This window comes from Lactococcus sp. S47 (assembly GCF_016517475.1).
In the GTDB taxonomy this organism is placed as follows: domain Bacteria; phylum Bacillota; class Bacilli; order Lactobacillales; family Streptococcaceae; genus Lactococcus; species Lactococcus lactis.
This window is the reverse complement of record NZ_JACVUB010000004.1, coordinates 44,578-70,347: the sequence shown is the minus strand read 5'-3', so window position 1 is coordinate 70,347 and position 25,770 is coordinate 44,578. Positions and strand designations below refer to the sequence as shown.

Annotated in this window: 25 protein-coding genes and 1 other annotated feature; of the genes, 3 read left to right on the top strand and 22 right to left on the bottom strand. The window is 35.4% G+C overall.

Going from position 1 to position 25,770, the window contains the following annotated elements; genetic code table 11:
* Positions 1 to 17: 17 nt before the first annotated feature.
* Positions 18 to 2,393 carry an ATP-dependent DNA helicase DinG gene (locus IAE52_RS05325; protein ID WP_162551467.1) on the bottom strand — a complete coding sequence of 792 codons (2,376 nt, stop codon included), beginning with the start codon at positions 2,391 to 2,393 and terminating at the stop codon, positions 18 to 20.
* Between the two features lie 228 nt (positions 2,394 to 2,621).
* Between IAE52_RS05325 and IAE52_RS05320 the strand changes: the two genes are divergently transcribed.
* Positions 2,622 to 3,059: a universal stress protein gene (locus IAE52_RS05320; protein WP_010906159.1), complete on the top strand. Its 438-nt coding sequence runs from the start codon at positions 2,622 to 2,624 to the stop codon at positions 3,057 to 3,059.
* Positions 3,060 to 3,112: 53 nt separating this feature from the next.
* On the opposite strand, the gene IAE52_RS05315 is transcribed toward IAE52_RS05320, so the two are convergent.
* From IAE52_RS05315 to infC, 11 genes are all read right to left on the bottom strand, one after another.
* Positions 3,113 to 4,405 carry a hemolysin family protein gene (locus tag IAE52_RS05315; RefSeq protein ID WP_033899871.1) on the bottom strand — a complete coding sequence of 431 codons (1,293 nt, stop codon included), beginning with the start codon at positions 4,403 to 4,405 and terminating at the stop codon, positions 3,113 to 3,115.
* Positions 4,406 to 4,544: 139 nt separating this feature from the next.
* Positions 4,545 to 5,546: a choloylglycine hydrolase family protein gene (locus tag IAE52_RS05310; protein ID WP_023189080.1), complete on the bottom strand. Its 1,002-nt coding sequence runs from the start codon at positions 5,544 to 5,546 to the stop codon at positions 4,545 to 4,547.
* 71 nt (positions 5,547 to 5,617) lie between these two features.
* Positions 5,618 to 6,364 carry a tyrosine-protein phosphatase gene (locus tag IAE52_RS05305; protein ID WP_033899870.1) on the bottom strand — a complete coding sequence of 249 codons (747 nt, stop codon included), beginning with the start codon at positions 6,362 to 6,364 and terminating at the stop codon, positions 5,618 to 5,620.
* A gap of 202 nt (positions 6,365 to 6,566) precedes the next feature.
* Entirely contained in the window at positions 6,567 to 8,369 is a 1,803-nt protein-coding gene (locus tag IAE52_RS05300; RefSeq protein ID WP_109991155.1) for an oligopeptide ABC transporter substrate-binding protein, read from the bottom strand.
* A gap of 105 nt (positions 8,370 to 8,474) precedes the next feature.
* Entirely contained in the window at positions 8,475 to 9,359 is an 885-nt protein-coding gene (gene oppC / locus IAE52_RS05295; protein WP_109991156.1) for a murein tripeptide/oligopeptide ABC transporter permease OppC, read from the bottom strand.
* Positions 9,360 to 9,368: 9 nt separating this feature from the next.
* Entirely contained in the window at positions 9,369 to 10,328 is a 960-nt protein-coding gene (oppB, locus tag IAE52_RS05290) for a murein tripeptide/oligopeptide ABC transporter permease OppB (protein ID WP_109991157.1), read from the bottom strand.
* Positions 10,309 to 11,268 (bottom strand): murein tripeptide/oligopeptide ABC transporter ATP-binding protein OppF, encoded by a 960-nt coding sequence (oppF, locus tag IAE52_RS05285; RefSeq protein WP_058203463.1) that lies wholly within the window; start codon positions 11,266 to 11,268, stop codon positions 10,309 to 10,311. The genes oppB and oppF overlap by 20 nt, the downstream gene beginning before the upstream one ends.
* Positions 11,265 to 12,281 (bottom strand): murein tripeptide/oligopeptide ABC transporter ATP-binding protein OppD, encoded by a 1,017-nt coding sequence (gene oppD, locus IAE52_RS05280; protein WP_109991158.1) that lies wholly within the window; start codon positions 12,279 to 12,281, stop codon positions 11,265 to 11,267. Before oppD ends, oppF begins: the two co-directional genes overlap by 4 nt.
* A gap of 225 nt (positions 12,282 to 12,506) precedes the next feature.
* Positions 12,507 to 12,866, bottom strand: a complete 360-nt coding sequence (rplT, locus tag IAE52_RS05275; protein ID WP_003132352.1) for a 50S ribosomal protein L20 — start codon at positions 12,864 to 12,866, stop codon at positions 12,507 to 12,509.
* Between the two features lie 161 nt (positions 12,867 to 13,027).
* Entirely contained in the window at positions 13,028 to 13,228 is a 201-nt protein-coding gene (gene rpmI, locus IAE52_RS05270) for a 50S ribosomal protein L35 (protein WP_003132353.1), read from the bottom strand.
* Positions 13,229 to 13,356: 128 nt separating this feature from the next.
* Positions 13,357 to 13,851 carry a translation initiation factor IF-3 gene (gene infC, locus IAE52_RS05265; RefSeq protein ID WP_003132354.1) on the bottom strand — a complete coding sequence of 165 codons (495 nt, stop codon included), beginning with the start codon at positions 13,849 to 13,851 and terminating at the stop codon, positions 13,357 to 13,359.
* An 86-nt stretch (positions 13,852 to 13,937) separates the two neighbouring features.
* Positions 13,938 to 14,063, bottom strand: a sequence feature (ribosomal protein L20 leader region).
* Positions 14,064 to 14,313: 250 nt separating this feature from the next.
* Here infC and IAE52_RS11640 point away from each other — a divergent pair.
* Positions 14,314 to 14,442 carry a hypothetical protein gene (locus tag IAE52_RS11640; RefSeq protein WP_003132356.1) on the top strand — a complete coding sequence of 43 codons (129 nt, stop codon included), beginning with the start codon at positions 14,314 to 14,316 and terminating at the stop codon, positions 14,440 to 14,442.
* An 18-nt stretch (positions 14,443 to 14,460) separates the two neighbouring features.
* On the top strand, positions 14,461 to 15,009 hold the full coding sequence (locus tag IAE52_RS05260; RefSeq protein ID WP_021469614.1) for a hypothetical protein: 549 nt from the start codon (positions 14,461 to 14,463) through the stop codon (positions 15,007 to 15,009).
* A gap of 10 nt (positions 15,010 to 15,019) precedes the next feature.
* On the opposite strand, the gene IAE52_RS05255 is transcribed toward IAE52_RS05260, so the two are convergent.
* The 10 genes from IAE52_RS05255 to pnp form a co-directional block, all read right to left on the bottom strand.
* Positions 15,020 to 15,724 carry an HAD family hydrolase gene (locus tag IAE52_RS05255; RefSeq protein WP_012898414.1) on the bottom strand — a complete coding sequence of 235 codons (705 nt, stop codon included), beginning with the start codon at positions 15,722 to 15,724 and terminating at the stop codon, positions 15,020 to 15,022.
* A gap of 169 nt (positions 15,725 to 15,893) precedes the next feature.
* A complete protein-coding gene (mnmG, locus tag IAE52_RS05250) occupies positions 15,894 to 17,771 on the bottom strand; it encodes a tRNA uridine-5-carboxymethylaminomethyl(34) synthesis enzyme MnmG (RefSeq protein ID WP_033899862.1) in 1,878 nt (625 codons plus the stop codon).
* 372 nt (positions 17,772 to 18,143) lie between these two features.
* The gene (locus IAE52_RS05245) at positions 18,144 to 18,719 is read right to left on the bottom strand and encodes a hypothetical protein (protein WP_014570709.1); all 576 of its coding nucleotides are present in this window, start codon (positions 18,717 to 18,719) and stop codon (positions 18,144 to 18,146) included.
* Between the two features lie 132 nt (positions 18,720 to 18,851).
* Positions 18,852 to 19,220 carry a DUF1033 family protein gene (locus tag IAE52_RS05240; protein ID WP_012898417.1) on the bottom strand — a complete coding sequence of 123 codons (369 nt, stop codon included), beginning with the start codon at positions 19,218 to 19,220 and terminating at the stop codon, positions 18,852 to 18,854.
* 114 nt (positions 19,221 to 19,334) lie between these two features.
* Entirely contained in the window at positions 19,335 to 19,736 is a 402-nt protein-coding gene (locus tag IAE52_RS05235; protein ID WP_021722593.1) for a Mini-ribonuclease 3, read from the bottom strand.
* The gene (cysS, locus tag IAE52_RS05230) at positions 19,729 to 21,075 is read right to left on the bottom strand and encodes a cysteine--tRNA ligase (protein ID WP_058206356.1); all 1,347 of its coding nucleotides are present in this window, start codon (positions 21,073 to 21,075) and stop codon (positions 19,729 to 19,731) included. The genes IAE52_RS05235 and cysS overlap by 8 nt, the downstream gene beginning before the upstream one ends.
* A 12-nt stretch (positions 21,076 to 21,087) precedes the next feature.
* Positions 21,088 to 21,681, bottom strand: a complete 594-nt coding sequence (locus IAE52_RS05225; RefSeq protein ID WP_033899857.1) for a TMEM175 family protein — start codon at positions 21,679 to 21,681, stop codon at positions 21,088 to 21,090.
* 13 nt (positions 21,682 to 21,694) lie between these two features.
* Positions 21,695 to 22,294, bottom strand: coding sequence for a serine O-acetyltransferase (cysE, locus tag IAE52_RS05220; RefSeq protein WP_003132365.1), 600 nt, complete (start codon positions 22,292 to 22,294; stop codon positions 21,695 to 21,697).
* Between the two features lie 106 nt (positions 22,295 to 22,400).
* The gene (locus tag IAE52_RS05215; protein WP_012898420.1) at positions 22,401 to 23,171 is read right to left on the bottom strand and encodes a hypothetical protein; all 771 of its coding nucleotides are present in this window, start codon (positions 23,169 to 23,171) and stop codon (positions 22,401 to 22,403) included.
* A gap of 208 nt (positions 23,172 to 23,379) precedes the next feature.
* The gene (pnp, locus tag IAE52_RS05210) at positions 23,380 to 25,701 is read right to left on the bottom strand and encodes a polyribonucleotide nucleotidyltransferase (protein ID WP_200136730.1); all 2,322 of its coding nucleotides are present in this window, start codon (positions 25,699 to 25,701) and stop codon (positions 23,380 to 23,382) included.
* Positions 25,702 to 25,770 lie beyond the last annotated feature (69 nt).

Genomic DNA, 25,770 nt, shown 5'->3' with positions numbered 1-25,770 from the left:
TGCTTAAACATGTTTTATTATATCAAAAAATTCTTGATTTCGCTGATTGTGTCTAGTAAATTCAGCATTTTTACAGGTAAAGTTTCTGAAAGATTTTTTCGCATTCTTTTGGCGTAAGATTTTCCTGCAAGTCTTTTATCTAATACGACAATACTTGAGTACTGATTTTTACGACGGTTTACCCGACCAATGGCCTGACGTAATTTTAAAGTTGCCATTGGAACATTAAAATCATAGAAAGGATTTTCAAACTTTTGCGCATATTTTTTAGTTAAAATATCATCAGGCGTTGCAAAAGGAAGTCTTGGAATAACAAGAATCACTTGATTTTGCTTATCAAAATCGACTCCCTCCCAAAAAGAACCCAAACCTAATAAAATTTTTCCTTCACCTTTATCAAATTTTTTCTTGATTTGGGCTGGACTCCCATTAATATCTTGTGCTAAAATCTCAAACCCTTCAGCAGATAATTTCTCAGCAACAAAAGTCAAAGCCATTTTTGAAGTAAATAAGACCACCATTGGCAAATTCAATTTTGAAAGTTCTCCAATTGAATTTGCTGTGTAATCTGCATAATCAATTAAACTTAGATTTTTGATATTAGGCGCATCTGTCACCGTCAGCAATTGCTGATTAGTGGCTTGATTTCCTTCAATTTTGAAAAAGCGATAGTCTGTAAAACCAAGCAAGTCAGGAAATGACGGTTTGTCTTTAGATAATGACAATGTCGCTCCCAACATAAAAAGTTTGGTATTTTTAGGAATCAATCGTTCAAAATTATAAAAATCTTGGTCACTCGCATAAAGCATCCCATTTTCACGCCAGACAATTTGATTATCAGCTTCTAAAAGTGCTGACAGATTTCTCAAGCCAAGTTCATCAGCATCTATCTTTATTTTATTTAAATCAAGTTCTTTTTTATTAAGCTGAAAAACAAGACTTTCTTGAAGCCTTTTGGTCAGCTGGGGATTTTCACTTGTTTCAGCATCAATTTTTATCAGTTCGTCAGTAATTTTTAAAGATTTTTGACCCGCATTTTCCATGATAGGAAATAATTGTTGAGCCTCATCAACAACAAGAACACGATTTTCCAAAAAAGTTTCAGGATAGTCAGCTAAACGTTCAATCAAATAGGCATGATTCACCACTTTAATTTCAGCCTGTTCAGCTTCTTTTTGGGCTTTCAACCAAAAATCTTGTTCATAATGAAGCTGTTTTGTATTGACATAGCCATCATGGCGAATGACTTCAAAATAGTCATCATTAGTCATGACTTTTGAAACTTCATCCAATTCGCCTGTCCTTGTTTCTGTCAGCCAAATTAAAATTTTCATTTTAAAAATTTCAAAATTTTTGCCGTCAGTATTATTTAATAAAAGCTCAGAAAATTTTCTCAGAGAAATATAATTTTTAGTCCCAACAATCTTGGCCATTTTTAAACCAAATGTTTTCCCAAGTTTTGGTGCCACATCATTTACTAATTGCTTTTGGAGAACTTTGGTTGCTGTTGAAACGACCAAACCTTTTCCTGAGGCCAAAATTGGCAGTAAATAACCATAAGTTTTTCCAAGTCCTGTCGGTGCCTCAATAAAACTTGCTTGTAAATGTGTAAGCTCTGTTTCCATTAAATGAGCTAATTTTTCTTGTTTTGAGCGAGAAGACAAGCCCAATCTACTGATATTTTCTGAAAAATTTGCTGACAAGTCTGTCAGTGGACTTTTTTTACTGACAGAAGCCCTAAACTTACGCGTCGCAATATTATGAACCACTTTAAAGCCAGCTGGTCGAATTTTTGTTTTATCCAACTGCTCTTGTAAAAAAGTTTTACTTTCAAAAAGTAAATTGTCCGAATGTCTAAGCAACTCTTCCAAAACGCTTCTTGGTAACTTTTGGATTTTTGCTTCTATTTTCAGCAATAATTCGGCTGTAGCATACGCATCCGAAACTGCGGCATGCGGATGGTCATGTGCTAAATCTAACTTTTCGCTCAATGATTCTAAACCATATTTTTCAAAAGTTGGATAAAAAACACGCGCCAAATCGACTGTATCGACACGCAGCATTTCATTAAATTCCAAGCCAGCATTAAGAAAACTTTTTTCTAAAAGTCCATAATCAAACCTAGCATTATGAGCAACAAAAACACTGTCTGTCAGTAATTCTCGCACTTTTGCAGCAACTTCTGAAAACTCAGGAGCCGTCTTTAACTGTTTATCTGACAAACCTGTCAGTTCACTAATCCTTGGAAGCAAAGGTTCATGTGGATTGACTTCAGTGGAAAAAGTTTCAACAATTTCTCCATCTTCAACAAGAACAATCCCAATCTGTATAATTTTATTTTCACTACTATGAGCATCGGTCGCTTCCAGATCCACCACAGCATATCGAGTCATATTTTTCACCTATTTCTTACAGTTTTCTTTAAGTTCATAAGTCATCAAAATTTGCTGACAGACTTTCAATAGAGAACTTCTATTTCTGTCAGTAATTTTTTCCACTATTTTAAAGAAATTCACTTCATCAATTATACCATAAACCATTTTTTAACAGTTTTCTTTTTACAAATTGACAAAATAAGAGTAAAATTAAAATATAGATAAAAACTTATGAAGGAGTCGCCTATGTTAGATAACTATAAGAAAATCCTTGTTGGTATTGATGGTTCGGTAGAAGCTACTAAAGCTTTTGACAAAGCAGTTGCAACAGCACTTCGTAACGATGCTGAACTCGTTATCGCTAACGTCATTGACCTTCGTGCCTTCCAATCTATCTCAGCCTATGATTCAGTTGTTGCTGATGATACACACAAAGGTGCTGAAAACCTCATTAATGACTTTGCTGACGAAGCAAAAAAAGCTGGCGTTAAAAAAGTCAAAACTCGTGTTGAATTTGGTTCTCCAAAAGTCATGCTTGGCCAAACTCTTCCAAAAGAAGAAGAAATTAGCCTCATTGTTCTTGGAGCTACTGGTCTTTCTTACATTGAACGTATCTTTATCGGTTCAGTGGCGGATTACATTATCAAAAATGCACCATGCGATGTCCTCGTCGTTCGTCAATAAAATAAAAAAGCGGAGCCTCTTAAAGCTCCGTTTTTTTATACCTCAAATACAATCTACACTCGTTTAACTTCTAAAATATGAGGAGTAATTTTATCCATTTCAATAATAGTAATTTTCAAATTATCAAATTCGAAAGTCTGTCCCACCTCAAGTGGCTCATTTTGCTCTAGTGAATAATTTGTAATAAACCCACTAATCGTTTTACTTAAATTATTTTGAGCCAAATCAATATTAAACAGTTCTTCAAATTCAGACAAAAGCAATTTACCATCTACCTGATAAGTAGTTGGAGAAAGCTTTACTACCAATTCTTTCTCATGATCTTCTTCATCCTGAATATCACCAACTAACTCTTCAAGAATATCCTCAATTGTCACAAGTCCACTTGTCCCACCATACTCGTCCAATAGAATAGCAAAATGTTTATGCTCTTTTTGCATCTCTGAGAGTAATAACTTTACGGGAATAGTATCAATAAATATAATAGGTTCTTGCATGATTTTCTTTATTTCTTGACCAGGAGCAGTTAAATACTCTTTAATCAAATTTTGAAGCGTAACATAGCCTAGAATATCATCTTTAGTTTTAGCAATAATAGGGAAACGAGTGTGCCCTTTTTTAATCGCAAATTTTAACGCTTCTTCAATCGAAACATCAACGGGAATCGTCTCCATATCTAATCTCGACACCATGATATCCTTAGCTATCAAATCATCAAATTCAAAGACATTGTTGAGATATTCGTACTCTTTTTCGTTGATTTCCCCTTTAATAAAACTTTGATTAGCAATTAAAATTAACTCTTCTTCCGAATGGATTTCATCACCTTCAGTAGCCAAACTTAAATTAAACAATTTACCAATTGAACTTGCTGAAGCATTTAATAACCACACAAAAGGATAGGTAAGTTTATAAAAATAATGGAGCGGAGCAGCAACCGTTAAGACAACTCCTTCAGTTTTTGTAATACTTAAAGATTTTGGAATAAGTTCTCCGATTACCACATGAACAAAAGTAATTAATAAAAAGGCTAAAATAATAGACAAGCTGTCTAATAACGCAGAAGGTAGAGGAACATAAGACAAGAGGGGAGCTAAAATACTATGCATTGTACTTTCACCTACCCACCCAATTGCTAACGAAGTCAAAGTGATTCCAAGTTGACAGGCACTTAAATAAGAATCAAGGTGATTGACGATATTAAGTGCTAATTTTGCCCTTTTATTATTTTCTTTTTCTAATGTTTCTAAACGACTTTTACGTATTTTTACCAGCGAAAATTCAGCCGCAACAAAAAATGCCGTAAGAAAAATCATTAAAACTATTATAAATAAATTTAAAATCACTATTTTTTCCTTAATTTCTCTCTATTATTTCTCGAATTTCTTTTTAGGATTGCTATACTTAAAACTAATATTTAAAAAATACTTCTTGAATTCAAAGAACTTAATGAATATCCCTCCTATTTACTCGATTAAATATTTATCAATTTAACTCTAAAATATCTTCCTCATTGACAATAGGAAAGTTTTTAAATTCCTTCTCATTTTTCAAGGATTCTGACAAACTTATTTTCCTGATTCTTTGATTACCATAAGTTGAAAAATAATAACTTAGAGTTTCTGAGCACATATATGCCGAATAACAAGTGAAATCACTTGCTCCATGCTCAGTTATAACAATTCCTTTTGGAATACTTACAGATTCTAATATATGATGACAAAGCGTAATAGCGGCTAATTCATTACTTGGTTTCTCAGCGTAGTTTTTTAAATAAGCCGTTCTAACAAATCTTGAAGGAGGCGTAAAATCTCCTGGAAATCCAAAAGTACCTGAACCTTGACTAAATGGTTTTAATGTCTTTCCTAATAGTTCGATACTTTCTTTTTGATTAGGTGTAAAAGAAAGATAATTTCTTAAATTAGTTTCATGCCATTGGTAATCTGGACTATTTGTCATCACTCCAATTGAATCTTTTATAATTGAAAGTCCACCTTGCCTTGGTTCAATAATCAAACTTTGACCACTAGAATCAGAAAAAATAAAATGTAAAGGAGGCGTAAGACCTAAGGTTGGATTAGTATCATTAATAATAACAAATTTCTTATCAAATAAATCAATGATTTCTTCTAAATTACTCGCTTGAGTGAGGACCGTTGGAATAACCATATCAGGTGAAATTCCCTTTTGATTTTTTTTGATATTCTCACTATATTCAGCATAGCCTGGGAAATATAAAGTCGCACCCATTAACCCTTTTTCATTGATTCCATCAAAGAGTACTGGATGACCCTCTTCCATCGCACCCATCCCTAAACAAGCATAGGATGTTTCAATTGTCTCTTCATTAGAGTGGGCAATTCCTATCTCCTTGTTTCTTGGAATAAAAAGAATTTGTTCCGCCATTTCTATTTGAAAATCCATTGTACGAGAAAGAAAATGTTTATTATCTTGACTCTCTAGTGTAAAACTACTACATCCAATCATCTTTTGTACCTCCAATGTATTCTATTAATTTAATTATACATCAATTAGCAAAAGAGTTCAAAATCACCTTTTTATGATTTATAATTTAAATAAATACTTTGGAAATGCTCGATATAATCCTTCTCAAGCGAGAGTCCTTCACTTAAGTAGCCCTCAAAAGAACCAAAATTTTCATTCATTATTTCTCTGGCATGAAATAAATAGTTCTTATCCACAGTAAGAGCAATCTGTAATCCCTCGATTTGGTCTTCAGTGAGTTTTTCTTTCAATGAATTGATAATTTCTTGATTCACCTCTTTGCGAGCAATATTCGTTTTGAGATAATCCTTCATAATCTCCTCATCAGAAGCTCCTGCCAGTCTTAAAAGCAAGGCAGCAGCAAATCCAGTTCTATCTTTTCCAGCAAAACAATGAAAATAAACAGCTTGTTTTTGCTCTAAAAGATCCAGTAAAAAAGCTCGATATCCTTCTAAAGCAGACTTACTGATGACGATACTTTCATAAGTTTTCATCATCGCCTCACTAATATCTGTGGCATTAATAATCATATCCTGTAAAGAGCCATTATTTCCTGAAGTTTCAGAAGCTAAAATATCTATATTTTCATATTTAATTCCTTTGAGTTCAACATCTGGTTGAGTAGTGACCTCTTCTTGCCCTCTAAAATCATAAATTTTCCCAATTTGGAATTTATTCGTAAGAATTTTTTTATCCTCAGCTGTTAAATCGGTCAACTGACCTCCTCTAAAAAATATATTCTTTTTTAGTCCGGATTCTTTTGAGTTTTGTGCCTGAATATCTCTAAAATTTACTAGCATATTGCCCCCTCGATTAATTATTAGTTAGGCTTATTATAGCATTTTTAAATTAATTAATTTTTAAATTCGTAAGTTCAAATCTTAAAAATCATCAAACAAAAGAAGCTCAAATCATAAATTTGAGCTTCTTTGACTTTAGAATTGCGAAAACTAAAGTAAGGGTATTTTTACAAAAAAACTTGTAAACAAAAGTTAAATAAAACTATTTGGTGGCTAACTTATCAGAAGAAACACCAATTTCTGACCAAGTATTCATTGCACCATAGTCAAGCGTCATCCCAACTACACGTTTGTTTACTGGTGTGTAGTTCAAAGTATAGTTTGTTGGAACAACATAAGCTTTTTTATTCATATCTTCTTGATATTTAACGAAAGCTGCTTTACGGTAAGTTGGATTTTCAGACTTGGCAGAATCAATATCATTTAAATCCTTAGTGATTTCTGAATCATTAAAGTGACCAAAGTTATAAGGTGCTGCTGCTGAGAACAAATCTTGTTGCGAAGGTTCTGATGACAATGACCAAGCACCGTCAGTGATATCCCAGTCATCTGAACCTGGAGGAGTTGTCATCTTAGAAACCCAAGAATTAAATTCCATCAATTTACCATTGTAAAGACTCACTTTTACCCCAATTTTCTTCCATTGTTGGATGTAGTTTTGAGCAATGGTTTCGGAGTTTGCATCACCTACACGAGCCGCATAAACAAGCGATAATTCTTTTCCATCTTTTTCACGGTAGCCTGTAGATTTATTCAATTTCCATCCGTCTTCATCCAAAAGTTTATTCGCTTTATCAAGGTCTTGTTTTTCATATCCTTTGACTGATGGACTCGTAAATTGTTTAAAGATAGGTGGAATCAAGCCATTTGCGGGAGTTGAAAGTCCGTTTGAGAACTTATTATCCACTTCTGCGACATTTCGAGCATAACCAATGGCTTGACGAACATTTTGATCTTGCAATGGCGTTTTACGGTCTTGGACACTAATTGAATTTTTAGTATCATAATGTCCAAGATTATAGTACATCAAGGAAATATATAGTGCTTGTTGTCCTAAAACCTTGTATCCCTTTAAGTTTTTTACTTGTTTATACTGACTATTAGCCATCGAATTGATAAAGTCGTATTTATGCGCAGAAAGGGCTGCGACTGATTTTGCGGTTGATACAATTTCATAAGTAATTGAATTTAGTTTTGGTTTTTCACCCCAATAGTAAGGATTTGGGACATACTTAATAGATTCACCAGCAACTACATTTTCCGGTTTAAAAGGCCCTGTAACCAATGGTTTCGTTGTTGTTTTTGGACTAGAAGCCAAATCTTTAGGGGCAACATCTTTCAAATATTGATAAGGCGCTACCGTTTCAAGGAAGTAACCATTTCCTGATTGAGTCATCCCCGGTTTCATTTCTTTAAATTGAACCTTGATGACTTTTCCGTTTTCACCATCTGGGAAAGTAATTCCTGAGATTGTTTTAGCTTTACCCGCATGATAATCACTCAAACCAACAATATTTGCCAGAGAATCAGTCCAACGGTCGGAACCATAAGCAGGATTAGCGGTAAGCTCATAACTGAACTCATAGTCTTTAGCTATCACTTCTGAGCCATCAGACCATTTCAAATCTTTACGCAAGGTAATCGTTGCTGTTTTTGCATCTTTGTCAAGACTTACATTAGCAGGCCCACCATTGATATATTTAAATGAACTGTTGGTAAAGAAGAGACCGTCTTGCCCACCACCAGGGCCAGACATAGAACCAAAGGTAGCGTCATCTGAAAGTGGAGCCAACCATTCAGCTTTCATTGGTGAGTCACTTTGATAAGCGATTTTTAAATCTCCACCTTTGATTGCCTTGTCCGGATTTTGATAAGCAACATCAAAATTCCCCGCTTTTAATTTTTTGGTACTTGTACTTGAGTTCTGGTTAGAGCCACAAGCACTTAGGAGTGTAGCTGCTAAAACTACACTACTTGCCAATAAAGTTACTTTTAATTTTTTCATCTTAGTTTCTCCAATAATTTCTTTTTAGTTCTTACTTCAATATAATATTTAATTTATCATATCCATTTTTAATAGATAAACATTTTTATCACTCTTGAATGTTGTTTATCTTGTAGCTTGTCTTTGGTCAGCCACTCGTCTGAGCGCATTTCCGATAAAGATAATGGCAAGCACCACAATTAGGATGACCACTGTTGCTGGAACCCAAGTCCAAGGCTTATCAGTCATTGTTTCTGGATTAGTCGCTTCATTTATCATTGTCCCCAAAGATGGTGTCCCCGCTGGAAGTCCAAAACCTAAGAAAGAAAGCCCTGTTTCTAAACCAATATTTCCAGCAAAAACAAGCGTTGCTTCAGCAATGACTAAGGTGGACAAGTTGGGCCATATTTCCCGAAACATAATTTTAAAATCAGAGGTTCCCGAAGTTTTTGATGCTCGAACATAATCTCGATTGACTTCCGTCATTGTTCTTGCACGAATCAGACGCGTTGTCCCTATCCAACTAAAGATACTGATAATCCCAATCAAAGACCAAGAATTAAAGTGTGGAATAATCGTCACGAAGATGATGATAATCATCAGATAAGGCAGTATCATAACAAAATCAGTGAAACGCATGAAGATTAAATCAAATCTCCCACCAAAGTAGCCCGTAATTACACCTAAGATATTTCCTACAACTAAAGTAATAAGTGTAACTGCAAAAGCGATATTGAAAGAGTTTCGTGCAGAAATCATTAGCATCATGACAATATCTCGACCACCATTATCAGTCCCCAGTAAATGTCCATTTGTCAGCGGTGCCAGATATTGGTCCATGATATTCACATCAACATAAGTTGATTGTTTTAAAAACATCGAGTAAATATAAACGATTAGAAAGACAGCAACTAGGAAAAATGTTGAAATCATTGCTAATTTATCATTCTTTAGTTCTTCTTTGATTGAGTGAACTAATGATAAAGAATTTTTGTGTTTTTTTTCTGTCATTTTCACTCCTTATTGAATCCGAATTCGTGGGTCAACCATTGCCATGATAATATCCGACAGGAGGGCTCCAAGAAGTCCCAAAAAACCATTTAATAAAATCAAAGCCGTAATCATTGAATAATCTCGCCCAGTGATTGAAGTAATAAAAAGTTGTCCTAAGCCAGGATAGCCAAAAATTGTTTCAGCAAAGATTGCTCCTCCCAAGAGTCCAGTAATCACAAATCCAAAATTAGAAGCAATTGGTAATGAGGCATTTCTCAAAATATGACTTCTAAAAATCACTCTTTCCTTGACCCCTTTGGCTCGAGCCGTTCGTACATAATCTTGTGTTTGTTCATCTAAAATTCCTGAGCGGAAGTAAGTAAAGATTCCAACTGTTCCAAAGACCGCCAAACTAAATGCTGGAAGAATCATGTGATAAATCTTACTAAAGAAAACAGGAATTGTTCCCATCGCATTTGGACTCACTGTCCCACCTGTCGGAAACCAATTAAGACTATAACCAAAGATAAAGATAATCAAGAGATAGAATACGTAGGGTGGAATACCAAAAGTAATTGAATTATAGGTCAACCACAATTGGTCTTGCCATTTTCCTTCATTTCGAGCTGCAACTATTGACATCGGAATAGCAATTAAGTAAGTTAAAATAACTGACAAAAGTGACATCCAAAAAGTATTAACCGCTCTTTGTCCAATGACAGTCGTCACAGGTTCGTGCAGATTATAGGACATTCCTAAATTTCCATGAATAGCATGCCCTAACCACCTGAGATACTGCTCCCACCAAGGGTCATATAAACCTGCTGCCCGTCTTAATGCCTCAACTTCATGTGGGTCAGTATGAGGACCAATCAAACCTGAAAATGGATCACCAGGCATCAATTTAGCAAAGAAGAAAACAAGGATACTCAAGATAAATAATTGAGGAATCATCAATAAAACACGTCTAATAATTACTTTCCACATTTTCCCCTCCTTTTGGCAAAGCTGCCCAATGGCTCTGACTTAATTTTTGCAAGGGCAAAGCGTGTCCGTCTTTATCATAAAAGTTTGCTTTTTTATCCTCAAAGTCTTGTTCAACTTTTAGACGGTTTTTCCGATTTTCCGCTCTTCTTGTAACATCAATCGAAGGGATAGCAGATAAGAGTCGTTTAGTATAAATGTGCTGTGGCTCATCAAAAATATCTCTTCGTGTTCCTTTTTCGACAATTCGACCGTTGTGCATGACCGCAATATTATCGGTCATATGGCGGACAACCCCTAAATCATGAGAAATAAAAAGAAATGCAATTCCCAAGTTCTTTTGAATGAGCTTCATGAAATTCAAAACTTGAGCTTGAACAGATAAGTCTAATGCTGAAACTGGTTCATCTGCCACAATTAACTTAGGATTAGTAGCAACTGCCCGTGCGATTCCAATTCTTTGTTGTTGACCTCCAGAAAATTGGAAAGGATACTGTTCTAAAGCTTGTTTAGGTAGTCCAACAATATCCAATAATTCATGAATCCGTTTATTTTCTGTCTTAGCATCTAATTTTTCAAAATTCCGAATAGGCTCCGCAATGATATCGTAAATTGTTTTCCGTGGATTCAAACTCGAAAATGCATCTTGAAAAATCATTTGAACCTCTTTATTGTATTTGAGCTGGTTTCTTATCTTTTTTTTGCTGACATCTTGTCCTTTGTAAATCAATTGTCCTGATGTCATTTGTTCTAAACCAACAATTGTTTTACCAATCGTTGATTTTCCAGAGCCAGATTCACCAACTAAACCGACAGTTTCTCCTTCATGAATCGTTAAATCTACTCCATCAACGGCTAAAACATTATCTGTCACTCGATTAAAGAAACCAGATCGAATAGGATAATAAACTTTTAAGTCCTTTAAATTAAGAATTTCGCTCACTTTTTATCCCCTTTCAATTTTTGAGCTGGAAATTCAAATTTTTTCCAAGCCTGACCTCGAACAAAATGATTTGGAGAAATTTCAGTCATTTTTTCCGAAATTACTTTTTGAGCTTCTTCTTTCATCCAAGGCACTCGAGCGAGAAATAAATCTTTGTCATACTCAATTTCTGACAGAGAAGGCACAGACCCTGGAATCACATATAAATCATCCGAAACTGTTTCGGCAGATGGATTTGAACGCAAAAGTGACCGGGTGTATGGATGTTTGGGATTTTGAAAAAGCTCTTCAACAGAAGCTTTTTCGACCAGTTGTCCGGCATACATCACCGCCACTGTATCAGCAACTTCAGCAACAACCCCTAAATCATGAGTAATTAGAATAACCCCAGCATTTTTCTTCTTTTGTATTTCTAAAATCAAGTCTAAAATCTGAGCTTGAATGGTAACGTCTAAAGCAGTCGTTGGCTCATCAGCAATAATCAAATCTGGGTCATTGGCAATGGCTATTGCAATCATTACTCTTTGTCTCATCCCGCCTGAAAGTTGGTGGGGAAATTGATTAACGACTCTTTTAGGATTTGGAATTCCTACTTGTTCTAAAAGTTGAAAGATTCTACTTTCATACTGATTTTCTGGATAAACATCATGCACGGCCAACATTTCCTTGATTTGCTGCCCAATTTTCATCAATGGATTAAGCGCAGTGAGTGGATTTTGAAAAATCATTCCAACTTTACTTCCTCGAATACTTGCCATGGAGTCACCCGTTTTACCAATCACTTCTTCATCATCCAATAAAATGGAGCCTGTAATTTGAGTTTGATTTGGGTTATGTAATCCCATAACAGCAGTTGCAAAAGTTGACTTCCCAGAACCTGATTCCCCAACAATGGCTAAAACTTCACCACGCCTAAGACTTAAATCAATATCATAAATTGCTTTTTGAAATTTACCAGCAATCCGAAAAGCAACACTCACTTGTTTTGCTTCTAAAATATTTTCACTTTCCACATTTACCTCCATCCTGTATTCTTATTTATACTAAATGTCTTTCATTGAAAACAAGTTACTTTTGTTTCAAAATAAGGACTTACGGTATTATATTCTTTTTTATTAATTTTTGCAACAATTTAGTATATTCGGAATAAAAAAACACTCCCCTAATGTCATAATTAAGAGAGCGTCTGCTTAAAATATAAAAAATCTGCTAGAAAACCAGCAGATTTTTTAAGATAATTATTTAGCCAAAGCTTTTTTTGCTTCTTCAGCAAGTGCAGTAAATGCAGCAGCATCAGCGATTGCGATGTCAGCAAGCATTTTACGGTTTACTTCGATATCAGCTAATTTCAAACCGTGCATCAATTTGCTGTATGAAAGACCATTCATACGTGCAGCTGCGTTGATACGTGCAATCCATAATTTACGGAAGTCGCGTTTCTTTTGACGACGATCGCGGAATGCGTAGTAGTATGAATTCATGACTTGCTCTTTAGCAGTCTTGAAGAGTTTATGTTTAGCTCCGTAGTAACCTTTAGCGAGCTTTAAAATACGTTTACGGCGTTTGCGAGTTGCAACGCTACCTTTAACACGTGCCATGTGTGTTCTCCTTTAATTCTTAGTAGATTTCAATTTTGTCATAATGACAAATTTATTTTTTTATTGAGTTGGAGCAAGAAAATTAGATGACTTATTTCATTGTCCCTCTTAGTCGCTTACGCTCCTGCGAGGATTGCTCCAATGCAGCGAACAAAGTTCGCTTAACGCATTGTCGCAACCATACGACGGATACGTTTGAAGTCCCCTTTAGAAACCATAGAAGATTTACGAAGTTGACGACGTTGTTTTACAGTTTTACCGTGGAAACGGTGAGAAGTGTAAGCACGGAAGCGTTTAAGACCGCCGTTACCTGTACGTTTGAAACGTTTAGCAGATGCGCGGTGAGTTTTTTGTTTTGGCATTGTAATTCTCCTTAATTTATATCAGTTGGCAGAAAAAATTATTCTGCACCTCTATTCATTTTAAACATTCGTTTTCAATGAATAGAGAGGTGAAAGGTTAACCTTTCAGATGGTTGTCTTGTTAAGACCTATTTTTTAATAGGTGCAAGTTGCAAGAACATTTGACGACCATCCATTTTGGCTCTTTGTTCAACAACAGCAACTTCTTTTGTTGCTTGCGCGAACTTGTCCATTACTTGACGACCCACATCTTGGTGAGTAATCATCCGACCTTTAAATCGGATTGAAACCTTAACTTTATCGCCTTTTTCAAGAAACTTGATGGCTTGACGAAGCTTTGTATCAAAGTCGTTTTGGTCAATTACTGGTGACAAACGGACTTCTTTTACAGAAACAACAGCTTGTTTTTTCTTTGCTTCTTTTTGTTTTTTCTTTTGCTCAAACATGAATTTTGTATAATCCATGATTTTTGCAACAGGTGGTTCTTGGTTTGAAATTAAAACCAAGTCCATGTTAAGATTTTCAGCTTGCATTAGCGCCTCAGACGTTGGTGTGACACCTAATTGTTCACCCTCAGCGCCAATGAGACGAACCTCACGAGCACGGATTGCACCGTTCATCATAGGTTTTCTATTGTCTTGTTTAGCTATGTTCGTTCTCCTTCTAATATGATGTGAAAGTTGACTAAGATTTAGGCAACTTCTTTTTTAAAGAAAAACAAAAGCGGAACGACAATCTCGCCCCGCTCATGAAAACATTCGTTTTTGAATAATTCCATTCGTTTGCCCAGGGCTATAACCTCTAAGGCGAGAAGCGGGTGCTTCTGCTTTTCAACTCTATTATTCTATCAATTATTTAAAGACTTGTCAAGTCCTAATTTTTTTTATTATTTATAGTGAAATTTATCTCTAATTCTGGTTATAATTCTAATTTTTTGACACTTATAGAATACAATTTTAGAATATGGCTTTAATCTTGTCAATTCAGCATTTTTTCTATAATTTCAAACACCATATCATTCAATAAAATGAAAATAAAATGATAAAATAATTATAATAAACTAAAATTATCGAAAGGAGAATAAAATGTCAGATATTCAACTCATTACAATTTTTAATACCAGTGCTACAGAAACTCCCAATCAACTCAAAACCTATCAAGTGATGGATGACAATTCTCTACGACTTTTTCAAGTGTCATCAGCATCAAATTAAAAATAGAAAGGATTATCTATGACTCCACTAGATTTAACTCATCTTACTGAAGATATCAAAAAAACAAAAAACTGGTCAATTCATCGGAAAAGAATGTATGCCATGGGTTTAATGCATGAGCTTTATATTACTGATGGTTCAAATAACGAAAATGAACATTCAATTATTCCTGCAAGTGACCGTTTGTTAACTGCGCAATTGGTCAGTGAAGTTCTTGACCAGCTGATTGAATATGATGAAATTTCGATTTTTGAGGAAATGGTCGAAAATCATAAAACAACTTGTCCCTCTATTCAATTTTCCCATATTCTATCCTTTGATGACGAAGCAGGCATCCAATATATTTTAAATTCTAATAGTTGGCTAAAGGTTTTACGTGGTTCAAATGACATAGCTCTTGTTATTACTGGTAATCTTGTTGGTGATTTTACTTTTTACCTTGAAAGCCCTAACGAAACTTTTGAAGAAAAAAAGATTACTTTTAACAAAAATGGAATTTATCGGTTGTCTAACAAGCCTATTGACAGACTTTATTTAGCTGCTGACTCTTTAAAACTAGTCCAATAATAAAAAACGGTTAATCACCGTTTTTTTCTATAAATGAATCAAAAAAATCTTGAATGTTTGTAAATTCATAATCAGCAATCGTTTCTTTTTCAGGTCCAATATATGCTGTCTTCATTCCCAACTCTTGGGCGGGTTTGATGTCATGTTCGATAAGATCTCCAACCATTAAAGTCTCAGACGCTTGGAAATTTTCTTTGGTGAGCACGTTTTTAAAGGCACGCGCATCTGGTTTCAGATAGCCTGTTTCACCAGAGATGTAAACCGAAAATAATTTTTCAACTTGAGAACGACGTAATTTTTCTCTCTGCTCCACATGACCCCCATTACTTAATAGGGCAAGTTTGTAGTTTTTGGAAAGGTTTTTTAGATTTTGGATGAGTTGTTCATCAGGCTCTATCAATTCAAACAATCTATTCAAGAATTTTTTGAAAAAGCCTGTAAGATAATTTTCATCGACTTTCAAATCAAAATATTCGATAGTCAAACTTAATCTTTCTTCTCTTAGCTCTTCAATCGTCATTTTTCTTTGGTGGACTTGTGGCCAAAGCAATTCATCAAATTCATGGTATTTCTCCATGAAACGGTTGAGCTCTTGGTCAGTAAATGGTCCTAATTGTTCTGAAAAAAGTTGGCGGTGAGCTAATTCCCAATATTTTTCTTTAAAAGGGAAAAGTGTATTGTCCCAATCAAAAATAATATTTTTTATTTCTGTCATCTATTTCCCTCATTCCTTCTTTAAGCCTATTTTATCAACTTTTAAAGTATTCCACAAGAAAAAAAGTTACTGACGAAAATTTTAAGTTGCTTCCTCAGTGCCAAAACACAAGGACTCTCCCCAAAATTTTCTGTCAGTAACTTTTTGTCAGTAAAATTTTAATTTTTAATTATTTTCCTTCAAGGTAAACCATGAGAATACTGATGTCAGCAGGATTTACACCTGAAATCCGACTCGCTTGTCCCAGCGTTTCTGGATTTATTTTTTTGAATTTTTGACGGGCTTCAGTAGCAATTGAGTCAAGCTTATCCCAATCCATATTTTTAGGAATTCGTTTCGCTTCCAAGCGATGCATTTTGTCCACTTGGTCCATTGCTTTTTTGATGTAACCTTCATAAGTAATTTCAGTTTCAATCAATTCAATGACGGTACGATCAATCTTTTCTGGTGCTTGTCCGATAAAATCGATGACTTCATTGTAGTGAACTTCAGGTCGTTTCAAAAATTCTGCACCTGTCAGCGCATCTTTAATTGGTCCAAAGCCTAATTTTCCTAATTTTTCTTGTGTGTCAGGCAAAGGTTTGAGTTTTTCTGAATTCAATCGTTTCATTTCACGGTCAAATTGAGCCATTTTTGCTTGGTAATGTTCCCATTGCTCATCTGAAACAAGGCCCACTTGACGGCCAATTTCAGTCAAACGGCGGTCAGCATTATCATGGCGAAGAATTAAACGGTATTCTGCACGTGATGTCAAAAGACGATATGGTTCCAGCGTTCCCTTAGTTACCAAATCATCAATCATTACCCCAATATAGGCTTCACTACGTTTTAAGATAAATTCAGGCTTTCCTTGAACTTTAAGTGCTGCATTTATTCCAGCTACTAAGCCTTGCCCTGCTGCTTCTTCATAGCCTGAGGTCCCATTGGTTTGTCCCGCTGTAAATAGTCCAGAAACCAATTTTGTTTCAAGTGTTGGACGGAGTTGATGAGGCATCACCACATCGTATTCTATAGCATAACCCGGACGCATCATTTGAGCATTTTCAAGTCCTGGAATTGATTTAACTAAATCAAATTGGACATCTTCAGGCATTGAAGTTGAGAGTCCACCGATATAGACTTCTTCTGTATTTCGTCCTTCTGGTTCAAGGAAGAGTTGATGACGAGGTTTGTCAGCAAAGCGAGTGATTTTATCTTCTATTGAAGGACAGTAACGTGGCCCTACTCCTTTAACAATTCCTGAAAAGAGTGGTGCTCGGTGTAAATTATCACGCAAAATAGTATGACTATTCTCAGTAGTATAAGTGAGCCAGCATGGAATTTGATCTTTTAGATAATTTTCATCAGAGCTCATAAAACTAAAATGATTAGGCGCTTCATCACCTGGTTGAATTTCTGTTTTGTCATAATTAATAGAACTTGCCAAAACGCGTGGAGGGGTTCCGGTTTTAAAACGACCAATTTCAAATCCAATTTCACGTAAATTATCTGCTAGACCAATTGATGAAAGAGAGTTATTGGGTCCTGAAGAATATTTAAGTTCTCCAATAATAATTTCACCACGCAAAGCTGTTCCTGTAGTGATAATTACTGCCTTAGCACCATATTTAGTTCCTGTCGAAGTCTTGATTCCGATGACTTTTTTCTTTTCTTCATCAAGAATAAGTTCTTCAACCATTCCTTGACGGAGTGTCAAATTTTCTTGGTCAGAAACTGTATTCTTCATTGAAGCGGCATATTCATCTTTATCGGCTTGAGCACGAAGAGCTCGAACTGCTGGACCTTTTCCGGTATTAAGCATCTTCATTTGAATATAAGTCTTATCAATGTTGCGACCCATTTCACCACCGAGCGCATCAATTTCTCTGACAACAATTCCTTTAGCTGACCCACCAATTGATGGATTACATGGCATAAAGGCAACCATATTAAGATTAATCGTCATGAGTAATGTTTTAGAGCCCATCCGTGCAGCTGCTAGTGAAGCTTCAACCCCTGCATGTCCTCCTCCAATGACAACAACATCATAATTTTCTTGAAAATTCATTGTTTACTACGAATTTTTTAAATTCGCCTTTCTTTATATTTTGATAAAAGTTCTTGCAAAATACTGACAGAGTTATTAATCATTCTTTTACTGACAGCTTTTATAGCCCTTAATAAGCCTTATTAAAAGCTGTCAGTAAATATTTTGCAAATAAAAAAGCCAAAGCTGTGAAAAATATGTCAAAAAATCCTCTCATCAGTTACTGACAGAAAATAATCACAATTGATTTTTCTGTCAGTAACTTTTAAAAGTCTCTTGTCATATTTTCCCGAGCTTTGACCATCGAGTTCTTATCTAAGATAATGATATTTTAACTCATTTTAAACATTTTTTCAAGACTATTTTCTTATCATTTTAAATCTTAGACTGTTTTTAAAAGATTTCTTCCAATTCACGGTATAAAACTTGCTCAATGATATCTTGAGCAGACATATAATCATTAAAAAGAATGATACGATCTTTCTTCTTGTCAGTAGGATCATATTGACCTGCGTAATCAATTTTTCCATTAGCTAATCTTACTGGAATAGCACTCCCTTGTGGATAGATGCCTAGAAACTTCCCTGAGTTAATTCCTTCACCTATCAACTTCAAATAAGGTAGCTCATTTTCAGAACTCACTCCTTCCAAAGTTAAGTCATATTGTTGACCCTCAAAAGTTGCCGAAGGACCTGAAATAACAAGAGTTTTAGTTTTCTTAGCAATTGAGCTATTCTTCCAAAGACCTGATAGTGTCATAAAATTTTCTTTTTTGATTTCTTTGGTGTTTATTTTGATTCCTGTATTATTTGTTTTTGTTTTATTTTCAGTCGAATTTTGTGTGCTTGCTGTTGAATTCGATAGTGAATGCTCTTTAGATTGTTCCTGAACATTATGAAATAATGCCAGTCCAAGAACTGCGATAAGTAATATTAAAAATCCATCTAATATAATTAACGGTTTCTTCATAGCGCCTCCTAACATTAGATTTATATTATAAAATAATTATAATATAATTTCAAGTTTCTTACCAATGAAATGCTTACGATTATTCTATCAGAACAAAAGAAAGCTTACTCAGTCAGTAAACTTTCTCATTTTTTAATTTTCAGTTTTCATGGAACAGAAACGTTCTGGGAGTTCTCCAGATTTTTTACTATAACCTGAGCGCTTTTTCTCAAGCGGAATCGCATGCCAGTCTTCCAACAAAGCAATGCTGTGATAGCGCTGTAAATAACCTACACAGTCTTCACACCATTCTTCATCTCCGTTTTTCCAAAATGCTGTTTGCAAGCCAGACTTGCTAGTGAATTCTTTAAAATTCTCAGCCATTTCAAACCATTCTTTTTTATAACATTTTAAAGCTTTATAAAAATCATCAAACTCATCTACTGAAACTATATCTTCTTTCCAGCCGTCGAAGAACCACCATGGTTCATCGGTGCCGTACATTGTAACTACTCTATACATCTCTTCTTCTTTCCGCTGATTTTTTCTTTGTATCTTTGCATACCTATTCTAGCGGATTTTTTTCTTTTTTTAAAATAATTTGCTTAATACTTTGATCTTTGTAATTAATAAACTTTAAACCAGATCTGCTTCAATTGTTTTAAGGCAAAAATCCCAAAATTCTTGAAGTCGCTCTTTTTGTTGCGTTAAATGGAGAATTCCAACAACAGCTTCAAAACCCGTTGATATTCTGTAAGTAACAACATCGGTATTTTTGGCCGTCGTTTTAGAATGAGCATTGCGCCCTCTTTTAAAATAAGTCAATTCATATTCAGTCAAAAAATCAACTTCATCCATTGCAGAAATAATTTTTGCCTGTGCTTTAGCTGACACAAATTTCGTTGCATTTTTTTGAAGCATGGCGGGCTTTGTCAGGCCTTTATCTAATAAGTACTCACGCACAAAGACCTCATAAATCGCATCCCCAATATAGGCCAATGCAATACCATTCAAAAGTTCTGCTTGTTGCTTATTCACGATGCCACCGTACCCCATCTTTTGTATCTTCAAGAACAATACCTTGAGCTTTCAAAGCGTCACGAATTTCATCTGACTTCGCAAAATCACGGACTTCTCGTGCCAATTGTCTTGCTTCAATCATGGCTTCAATTTCACTGTCCAAACTTTGCTCAAATTTAAATTTAATCCCTAAAATTTCTAAAACTTGGTCAAAAAAATCTTTGACCTCAGGCCCACCGTTTCCTTTATTAACCCAAGAAACAAAGTCATAAAAAACAGTCATTCCATTGGCAATATTGAAATCTTCATCCATGGCAGCAACAAAATCATTTCTGAAAGTCGTAAGTGCTGACAAATTAGACTCAGCTTGCTCATCCAAATGACGATAAGCATTTTCAATTTTTTTGATATTATTTTCAGCTTCTGTCAGTGCATCATCAGTAAAATTGACTGGTCTTCTATAATGAGTAGTTGCTAAAAAGAAACGTAAAATTTGTGGATTAACTACTTGAAGGAGTTCATGAACCGTTGTGAAATTGCCTAGTGATTTAGACATTTTTTCACCGTCAACATTTACGAATCCATTGTGCATCCAATAATTAACAAACTTTTGCCCAGTTTTTGCTTCAGATTGTGCAATTTCATTTGTATGGTGTGGAAATTCTAAATCTGCTCCTCCACCATGAATGTCAATTGTTTCACCTAATAATGAGGTTGACATGACTGAACATTCAATATGCCAGCCGGGACGACCAGCTCCCCAAGGCGCTTGCCAAGAAACTTCATCAGCTTTCGCAGATTTCCAAAGAGCAAAATCGGCTGGTGATTCTTTAAGTTTTGTTTCTTCATCAGTACGTCCAGAAGCGCCCGCAAGTAAATCTGCAAGATTTTTATTCGCTAATTTAGCGTAATCTTTAGATTTAGATACACGGAAATATACGTCTCCTTGAGAAACATAAGCAAATTCTTTATCCACAAGTTCTTGAATAAACTCAATCATCGCTTCGATGAATTCTGTTGCTTTCGGATTTTGACTGGCTCTTTTAACATTTAAAGCATCAGTATCTTCATAAAAAGCAGCAATATAACGTTCAGAAAGTTCTTTAGTACTGATATTTTCATTAGCTGCTGCCTTGATAATTTTATCATCAACATCTGTGAAATTAGAGATATATTGAACTTGAAATCCTCGAAATTCCAAATATTTTCTAACCAAATCAAAAGCAACAACAGAACGAGCATTTCCCACATGGATGTAATTATAAACGGTCGGTCCGCAGACATACATTTTTACTTTTCCAGGTTCAATCGGCTGAAAATCTTCTAGCTGTCGACTATAAGTATTATATATTTTCATTCTATTTCCTTCTTAATCTTCATCATAAACAATAGAGGTGATAAGAGAACGTATTGGTAAATAGAGCAATGGAAACCCCGTATAAGCAGGATATCCAATACTCGAAATCACAATAGCAAGTGCAGACATCACAATCAAATCCCAAGGTTTACGTGACTGATGTCTGCTAATTATTATTTCATTCAGGCGGTAAGTATATTTGATAATCAAAGAAGCAAACCGTGAGGTCACAATAATATATAAAACATAGATGATTGTGAAGTATGCGGGATGAATTCCATTATCAATTTGGGTCATAAAGGGAAAAAGTGAGACAAGCATGAGAAAAATTGTATAAGCAAAAATCTGCCAACCACTTATTTTCTTTATGCGTCCAAAGAACTTACTAAATTGAAAATAATAAGAAACAACAACCAGAAAACTCACAAAGAAAATAATGAGTGAGCTGCTTGTTTCACGAAAATCATACTGATTATTGCCAATAAGTTTTGGTAAAGGAATTTCTAAAACCATAATCGTTGCAATGATAGACATAACAGCATCCGTAAATGATTTTAAAGTTGCAAGTAAATGTCCCTCATAAATGGCTACTTTTCTCTTTTTCACTTCTCATTTCTCCTCACAAATGTGATGAATGATAGCTTGCTTCTCTTTTTTCTTCAAGGCTTGTGATGCGCTCGACATCTTTTTTACCTTTAACTCGAACAACTTTTGCGGGTATTCCAACAACAGTTACTTCTGGCGGAACATCTGTTACCACAACAGCACTCGCCCCTACTTTTGCATTTTCTCCAACTTCAATAGGACCTAAAAGTTGAGAATGGGCAGAAATTAATGCCCCTTGTCTAATTGTTGGATGACGTTTCCCTTTATCTTTTCCTGTCCCCCCCAAGGTAACTCCATGATAAAGCTTGACGTCCTTTTCAACAATGGCAGTTTCACCAATAACTAATCCAGAACCATGGTCAATAAAGACGCCATGGGCAATTTCTGCTCCTGGATGAATTTCAATTTGAGTCCAAAATCGCCAAAATTGTGAGTGCATCCGAGCCAAAAGTTTCAAATGATGACGCCAAAGAAAATGTGAAATTCGGTGAGCTGCAAGAGCTTTTACTCCTGGATAGGTCAAAAAGACTTCCAGGGCAGTTCTAGCTGCCGGATCATTTTCTTTGGTCACTCGAATTGCTTCAGACCAAAAACCTTTCTTTTTTTCGTTCATTTTTTCCTACTTCGTTAAAAAATACTTATAGTAAATTATACCATAAGCATTGTGGGCTTTGTTGATTCAAAAACGTGTAATTGACTAAATCAAGCTTTCAATTGATTTAATCTCTTGTTAATTCTTCCCAAGTGACCATTGAATTTTGAACTTCTTCTTGTGAGTAGTCCAAAGGATTTACAGTAATTCCTAGGCTTTTTCCTAAGTCATTTATGGCTTCATCTTCTCCATTTAATAATTCATCAATTTTTAAAAGTAGAACTTGTCCATTATTTTCCTTAAAGGCTTGACTAAAGTAGGCTTCATTGTGCCATTTAGCCAAACTATCTAAATTATCAAACAAAGGAAGATATTCTTCATTGTCCTGATTGATTAGATTAGGGAAAGTTCTCTGACCACTTGTTGTGACGAAAGCTGGAACGAAATAATATTTTTCTCTTTGTTCAGCCTCAAGATTTTCCGGACTAAAAACTTTATTCAAAATTTCAGTATAATGAACTAAAAATTGCATTAATTCTGGTGTCCCAAAGTAAACGGTGTTGCCTTTATCTTCATCTTGAGGTAATTTAGGATTGATTGCTAAAATATCAATATCCGTTTCCATTAATTGGTCTAAAATTTCAATTAATGAGTGCAATTCCCATTCCGTCTCAAAGTCTGTCAGTTCTGACAGGAAAACTTCAAGTTCTTCTTCTGTTGTAAAAACAGGTAGTGCCTTATGGTCTTCAATCGGAACAAAGAAAACTGATTTTGGTGCCAATACTGGAAATTGATGAAAAGCATAGACCAATGAGAGGTCTTCCATAAATGAGCCTGGATTTGCTAATGAAACTCGCAAACGTTCATCTAGTTCTGGATTGAGATTATAATTTGACATATTTTTTTGCTGACAGACCTGTCAGTGATTATTTATAAGCTAAATAAACAAATAATTTACTGACAGGAATTCAAGCATGAATAATCACATTTCGGTTATCATCTATCCATTATCCCTCTAAGACTTCTGGATAGACTAGCATTTTCATCAGTAAATTTTATTTTATTTCAAGGTCTATTTTTACAGCTTTTCCATTTTATGATTGAGCTTATTCTGGTTTTTTAGTTGAGAGTTCTGGAAACTCTTCATCAATATGTGATTTACGTTCACGGAGCTCAAAACTGTGGTTTCCAGCTTTATTTCCCTGGTTTTTACGGTCATTGTTACGACGGTCAAAACCATTACCGCGGTTATTATTTCCGTTACCTTTGCGACGGTCACCATTTTCACGGCGTTCTCTTGGTTTACGCTCAGGTTCAACATAACCTTCTGGTTTCTCAACTAAAGCACGCATTGATGCATCTACACGACCCTTGTCATCAATTTTCATGATTTTAACTTTGACAGTGTCACCTAATTTCACAACATCTTCAACATTTTCTGTCCGAGCCCAAGCCATTTCAGAAATATGCACCATTGCATCTTGCTTACCAAATAGATTTACAAAAGCACCAAAACTTTCGATACGAACCACTTTTGCATCGTAAATTTCACCAACTTTTGCTTCACGAACAAGTTCAGCAATAATTTCTTTAGCACGATCAATCGCTGCTTGGTCAGAAGAGAAAATTGAACAAAGTCCTTCGTCATCAATATCAATTTTTACGCCCGTTTCAGCAATAATTTTATCGATTTGCTCGCCACCTTTACCGATGACAACTTTAATCTTATCGACAGGAATTGTAATTGTATCAATTTTAGGTGCTGAAGGTGCTAACTCTTCACGAGGTTGTGCAATTGTTGCTTCAATTACATCAAGAATTTGGAAACGTGCAGTTTTTGCTTGTGCAAGAGCTTCGGCAAGAATTTCTGGTGTAATTCCTGAAATTTTAATATCCATTTGTAACGCAGTAATCCCGTCACGAGTTCCCGCAACCTTGAAGTCCATATCACCAAAATGGTCTTCAAGCCCTTGAATATCTGTCAAAACAGTATAATTTGTTCCGTCAGAAATCAAGCCCATCGCAATCCCAGCAACTGGTGCTTTGATTGGTACACCACCAGCCATCAGTGCAAGTGTTCCTGCACAGATTGAAGCTTGTGATGACGAACCATTTGATTCTAAAACTTCAGCGACCAAACGAATGGCATAAGGGAATTCCTCTAAAGAAGGCAATACTTGTTCTAAAGCACGTTCACCGAGCGCTCCGTGACCAATTTCACGACGTCCAGGTGCCCCGTAACGTCCTGTTTCCCCAACAGAATACTGTGGGAAATTATAATGATGCATAAAACGTTTTTTATATTCATCATTCAAACCATCAATGATTTGTGCTTCATTCATTGGTGCCAAAGTCAATGTTGATAAAGCTTGGGTTTGACCACGAGTAAATAAACCTGTCCCATGTGTAATATTACGTGGGGTAAAGTCAATTTCAGCATCAAGCGGGCGAATTTCATCAATCTTACGTCCATCAGGACGGATTTTATCTTCAGTAATCAAGCGACGAACTTCCGCATGTTCCATTCCTTCAAGAATTTCAGTAAGATCACGCAAAATGATTGATAGATTTTCATCGTTCTCATATTTTGCACTGTAAACAGAAATTATCGCCTCTTTAACTGCTTTTGTCGCAGATTCACGCGCCAATTTTTCTTCAATTTGAACTGCTTTTTGCAAATCTGAATTGTAAGCTGCAATCACTTCGGCTTTTAAATCTTCATCAACATGCAAAAGTTCAACTTCAGCTTTTTCTTTTCCAACTTTTGCAACAATTTCATTTTGAAATTCAATTAATTCTTTAACAGCATTATGTCCTGCCAAAAGTGCACCAAGCATCACTTCTTCTGAAAGTTCCTTGGCCCCAGATTCAACCATATTGATTGCGTTGATATTTCCCGCAACAGAGAGCTCCAAACTTGATGCCTCTTTTTCCGCAACAGTTGGATTGATGATATATTCTCCATCAATATAAGCAACTTCAACACCTGCAATTGGTCCATCAAATGGAATATCAGAAATTGCAAGCGCTAAAGAAGAGCCAAACATTGCTGCCACACGACCAGAAGCATTTTCATCATAAGAAAGAACAGTATTAATTACCTGAACTTCATTACGAAAACCTTCCGCAAACATAGGACGAATTGGGCGGTCAATTAAACGAGCAGTCAATGTCGCATCAGTCGACGGACGAGCCTCACGTTTGTTGAAACCTCCTGGGAATTTACCAGCAGCATACATTTTTTCTTCATAGTTCACTTGAAGTGGGAAGAAATCACCCGTAGCCATTTTACCCATTGTAGCGGCTGTTAAAACAGTTGTATCTCCATAACGTACAACAACAGCACCATTTGCTTGTTTTGCAACTTGACCTGTTTCAACAGTTAATGTCCGACCTGCAAATTCGATTGAAAATGTTTCTTTTGCCAATGTTTTTCTCCTTGACTTGAAATGCTATGAACTTTCTCTAACAGTCCAGTCTCCTGCTTTTGTAATATA

Bases quoted from the DNA above. Each gene is read 5' to 3' on its own strand.
- IAE52_RS05325 (WP_162551467.1), bottom strand. From the start codon at position 2,393: ATGACTCGATATGCTGTGGTGGATCTGGAAGCGACCGATGCTCATAGT.
- IAE52_RS05320 (WP_010906159.1), top strand. From the start codon at position 2,622: ATGTTAGATAACTATAAGAAAATCCTTGTTGGTATTGATGGTTCGGTA.
- IAE52_RS05310 (WP_023189080.1), bottom strand. From the start codon at position 5,546: ATGATTGGATGTAGTAGTTTTACACTAGAGAGTCAAGATAATAAACAT.
- IAE52_RS05305 (WP_033899870.1), bottom strand. From the start codon at position 6,364: ATGCTAGTAAATTTTAGAGATATTCAGGCACAAAACTCAAAAGAATCC.
- IAE52_RS05300 (WP_109991155.1), bottom strand. From the start codon at position 8,369: ATGAAAAAATTAAAAGTAACTTTATTGGCAAGTAGTGTAGTTTTAGCA.
- oppC (WP_109991156.1), bottom strand. From the start codon at position 9,359: ATGACAGAAAAAAAACACAAAAATTCTTTATCATTAGTTCACTCAATC.
- oppB (WP_109991157.1), bottom strand. From the start codon at position 10,328: ATGTGGAAAGTAATTATTAGACGTGTTTTATTGATGATTCCTCAATTA.
- rplT (WP_003132352.1), bottom strand. From the start codon at position 12,866: ATGGCACGTGTTAAAGGTAGCGTTGCAACTCGCAAACGCCGTAAACGT.
- rpmI (WP_003132353.1), bottom strand. From the start codon at position 13,228: ATGCCAAAACAAAAAACTCACCGCGCATCTGCTAAACGTTTCAAACGT.
- infC (WP_003132354.1), bottom strand. From the start codon at position 13,851: ATGATGAACGGTGCAATCCGTGCTCGTGAGGTTCGTCTCATTGGCGCT.
- IAE52_RS11640 (WP_003132356.1), top strand. From the start codon at position 14,314: ATGTCAGATATTCAACTCATTACAATTTTTAATACCAGTGCTACAGAA.
- IAE52_RS05260 (WP_021469614.1), top strand. From the start codon at position 14,461: ATGACTCCACTAGATTTAACTCATCTTACTGAAGATATCAAAAAAACA.
- IAE52_RS05255 (WP_012898414.1), bottom strand. From the start codon at position 15,724: ATGACAGAAATAAAAAATATTATTTTTGATTGGGACAATACACTTTTC.
- mnmG (WP_033899862.1), bottom strand. From the start codon at position 17,771: ATGAATTTTCAAGAAAATTATGATGTTGTTGTCATTGGAGGAGGACAT.
- IAE52_RS05245 (WP_014570709.1), bottom strand. From the start codon at position 18,719: ATGAAGAAACCGTTAATTATATTAGATGGATTTTTAATATTACTTATC.
- IAE52_RS05240 (WP_012898417.1), bottom strand. From the start codon at position 19,220: ATGTATAGAGTAGTTACAATGTACGGCACCGATGAACCATGGTGGTTC.
- cysS (WP_058206356.1), bottom strand. From the start codon at position 21,075: ATGAAAATATATAATACTTATAGTCGACAGCTAGAAGATTTTCAGCCG.
- cysE (WP_003132365.1), bottom strand. From the start codon at position 22,294: ATGAACGAAAAAAAGAAAGGTTTTTGGTCTGAAGCAATTCGAGTGACC.
- IAE52_RS05215 (WP_012898420.1), bottom strand. From the start codon at position 23,171: ATGTCAAATTATAATCTCAATCCAGAACTAGATGAACGTTTGCGAGTT.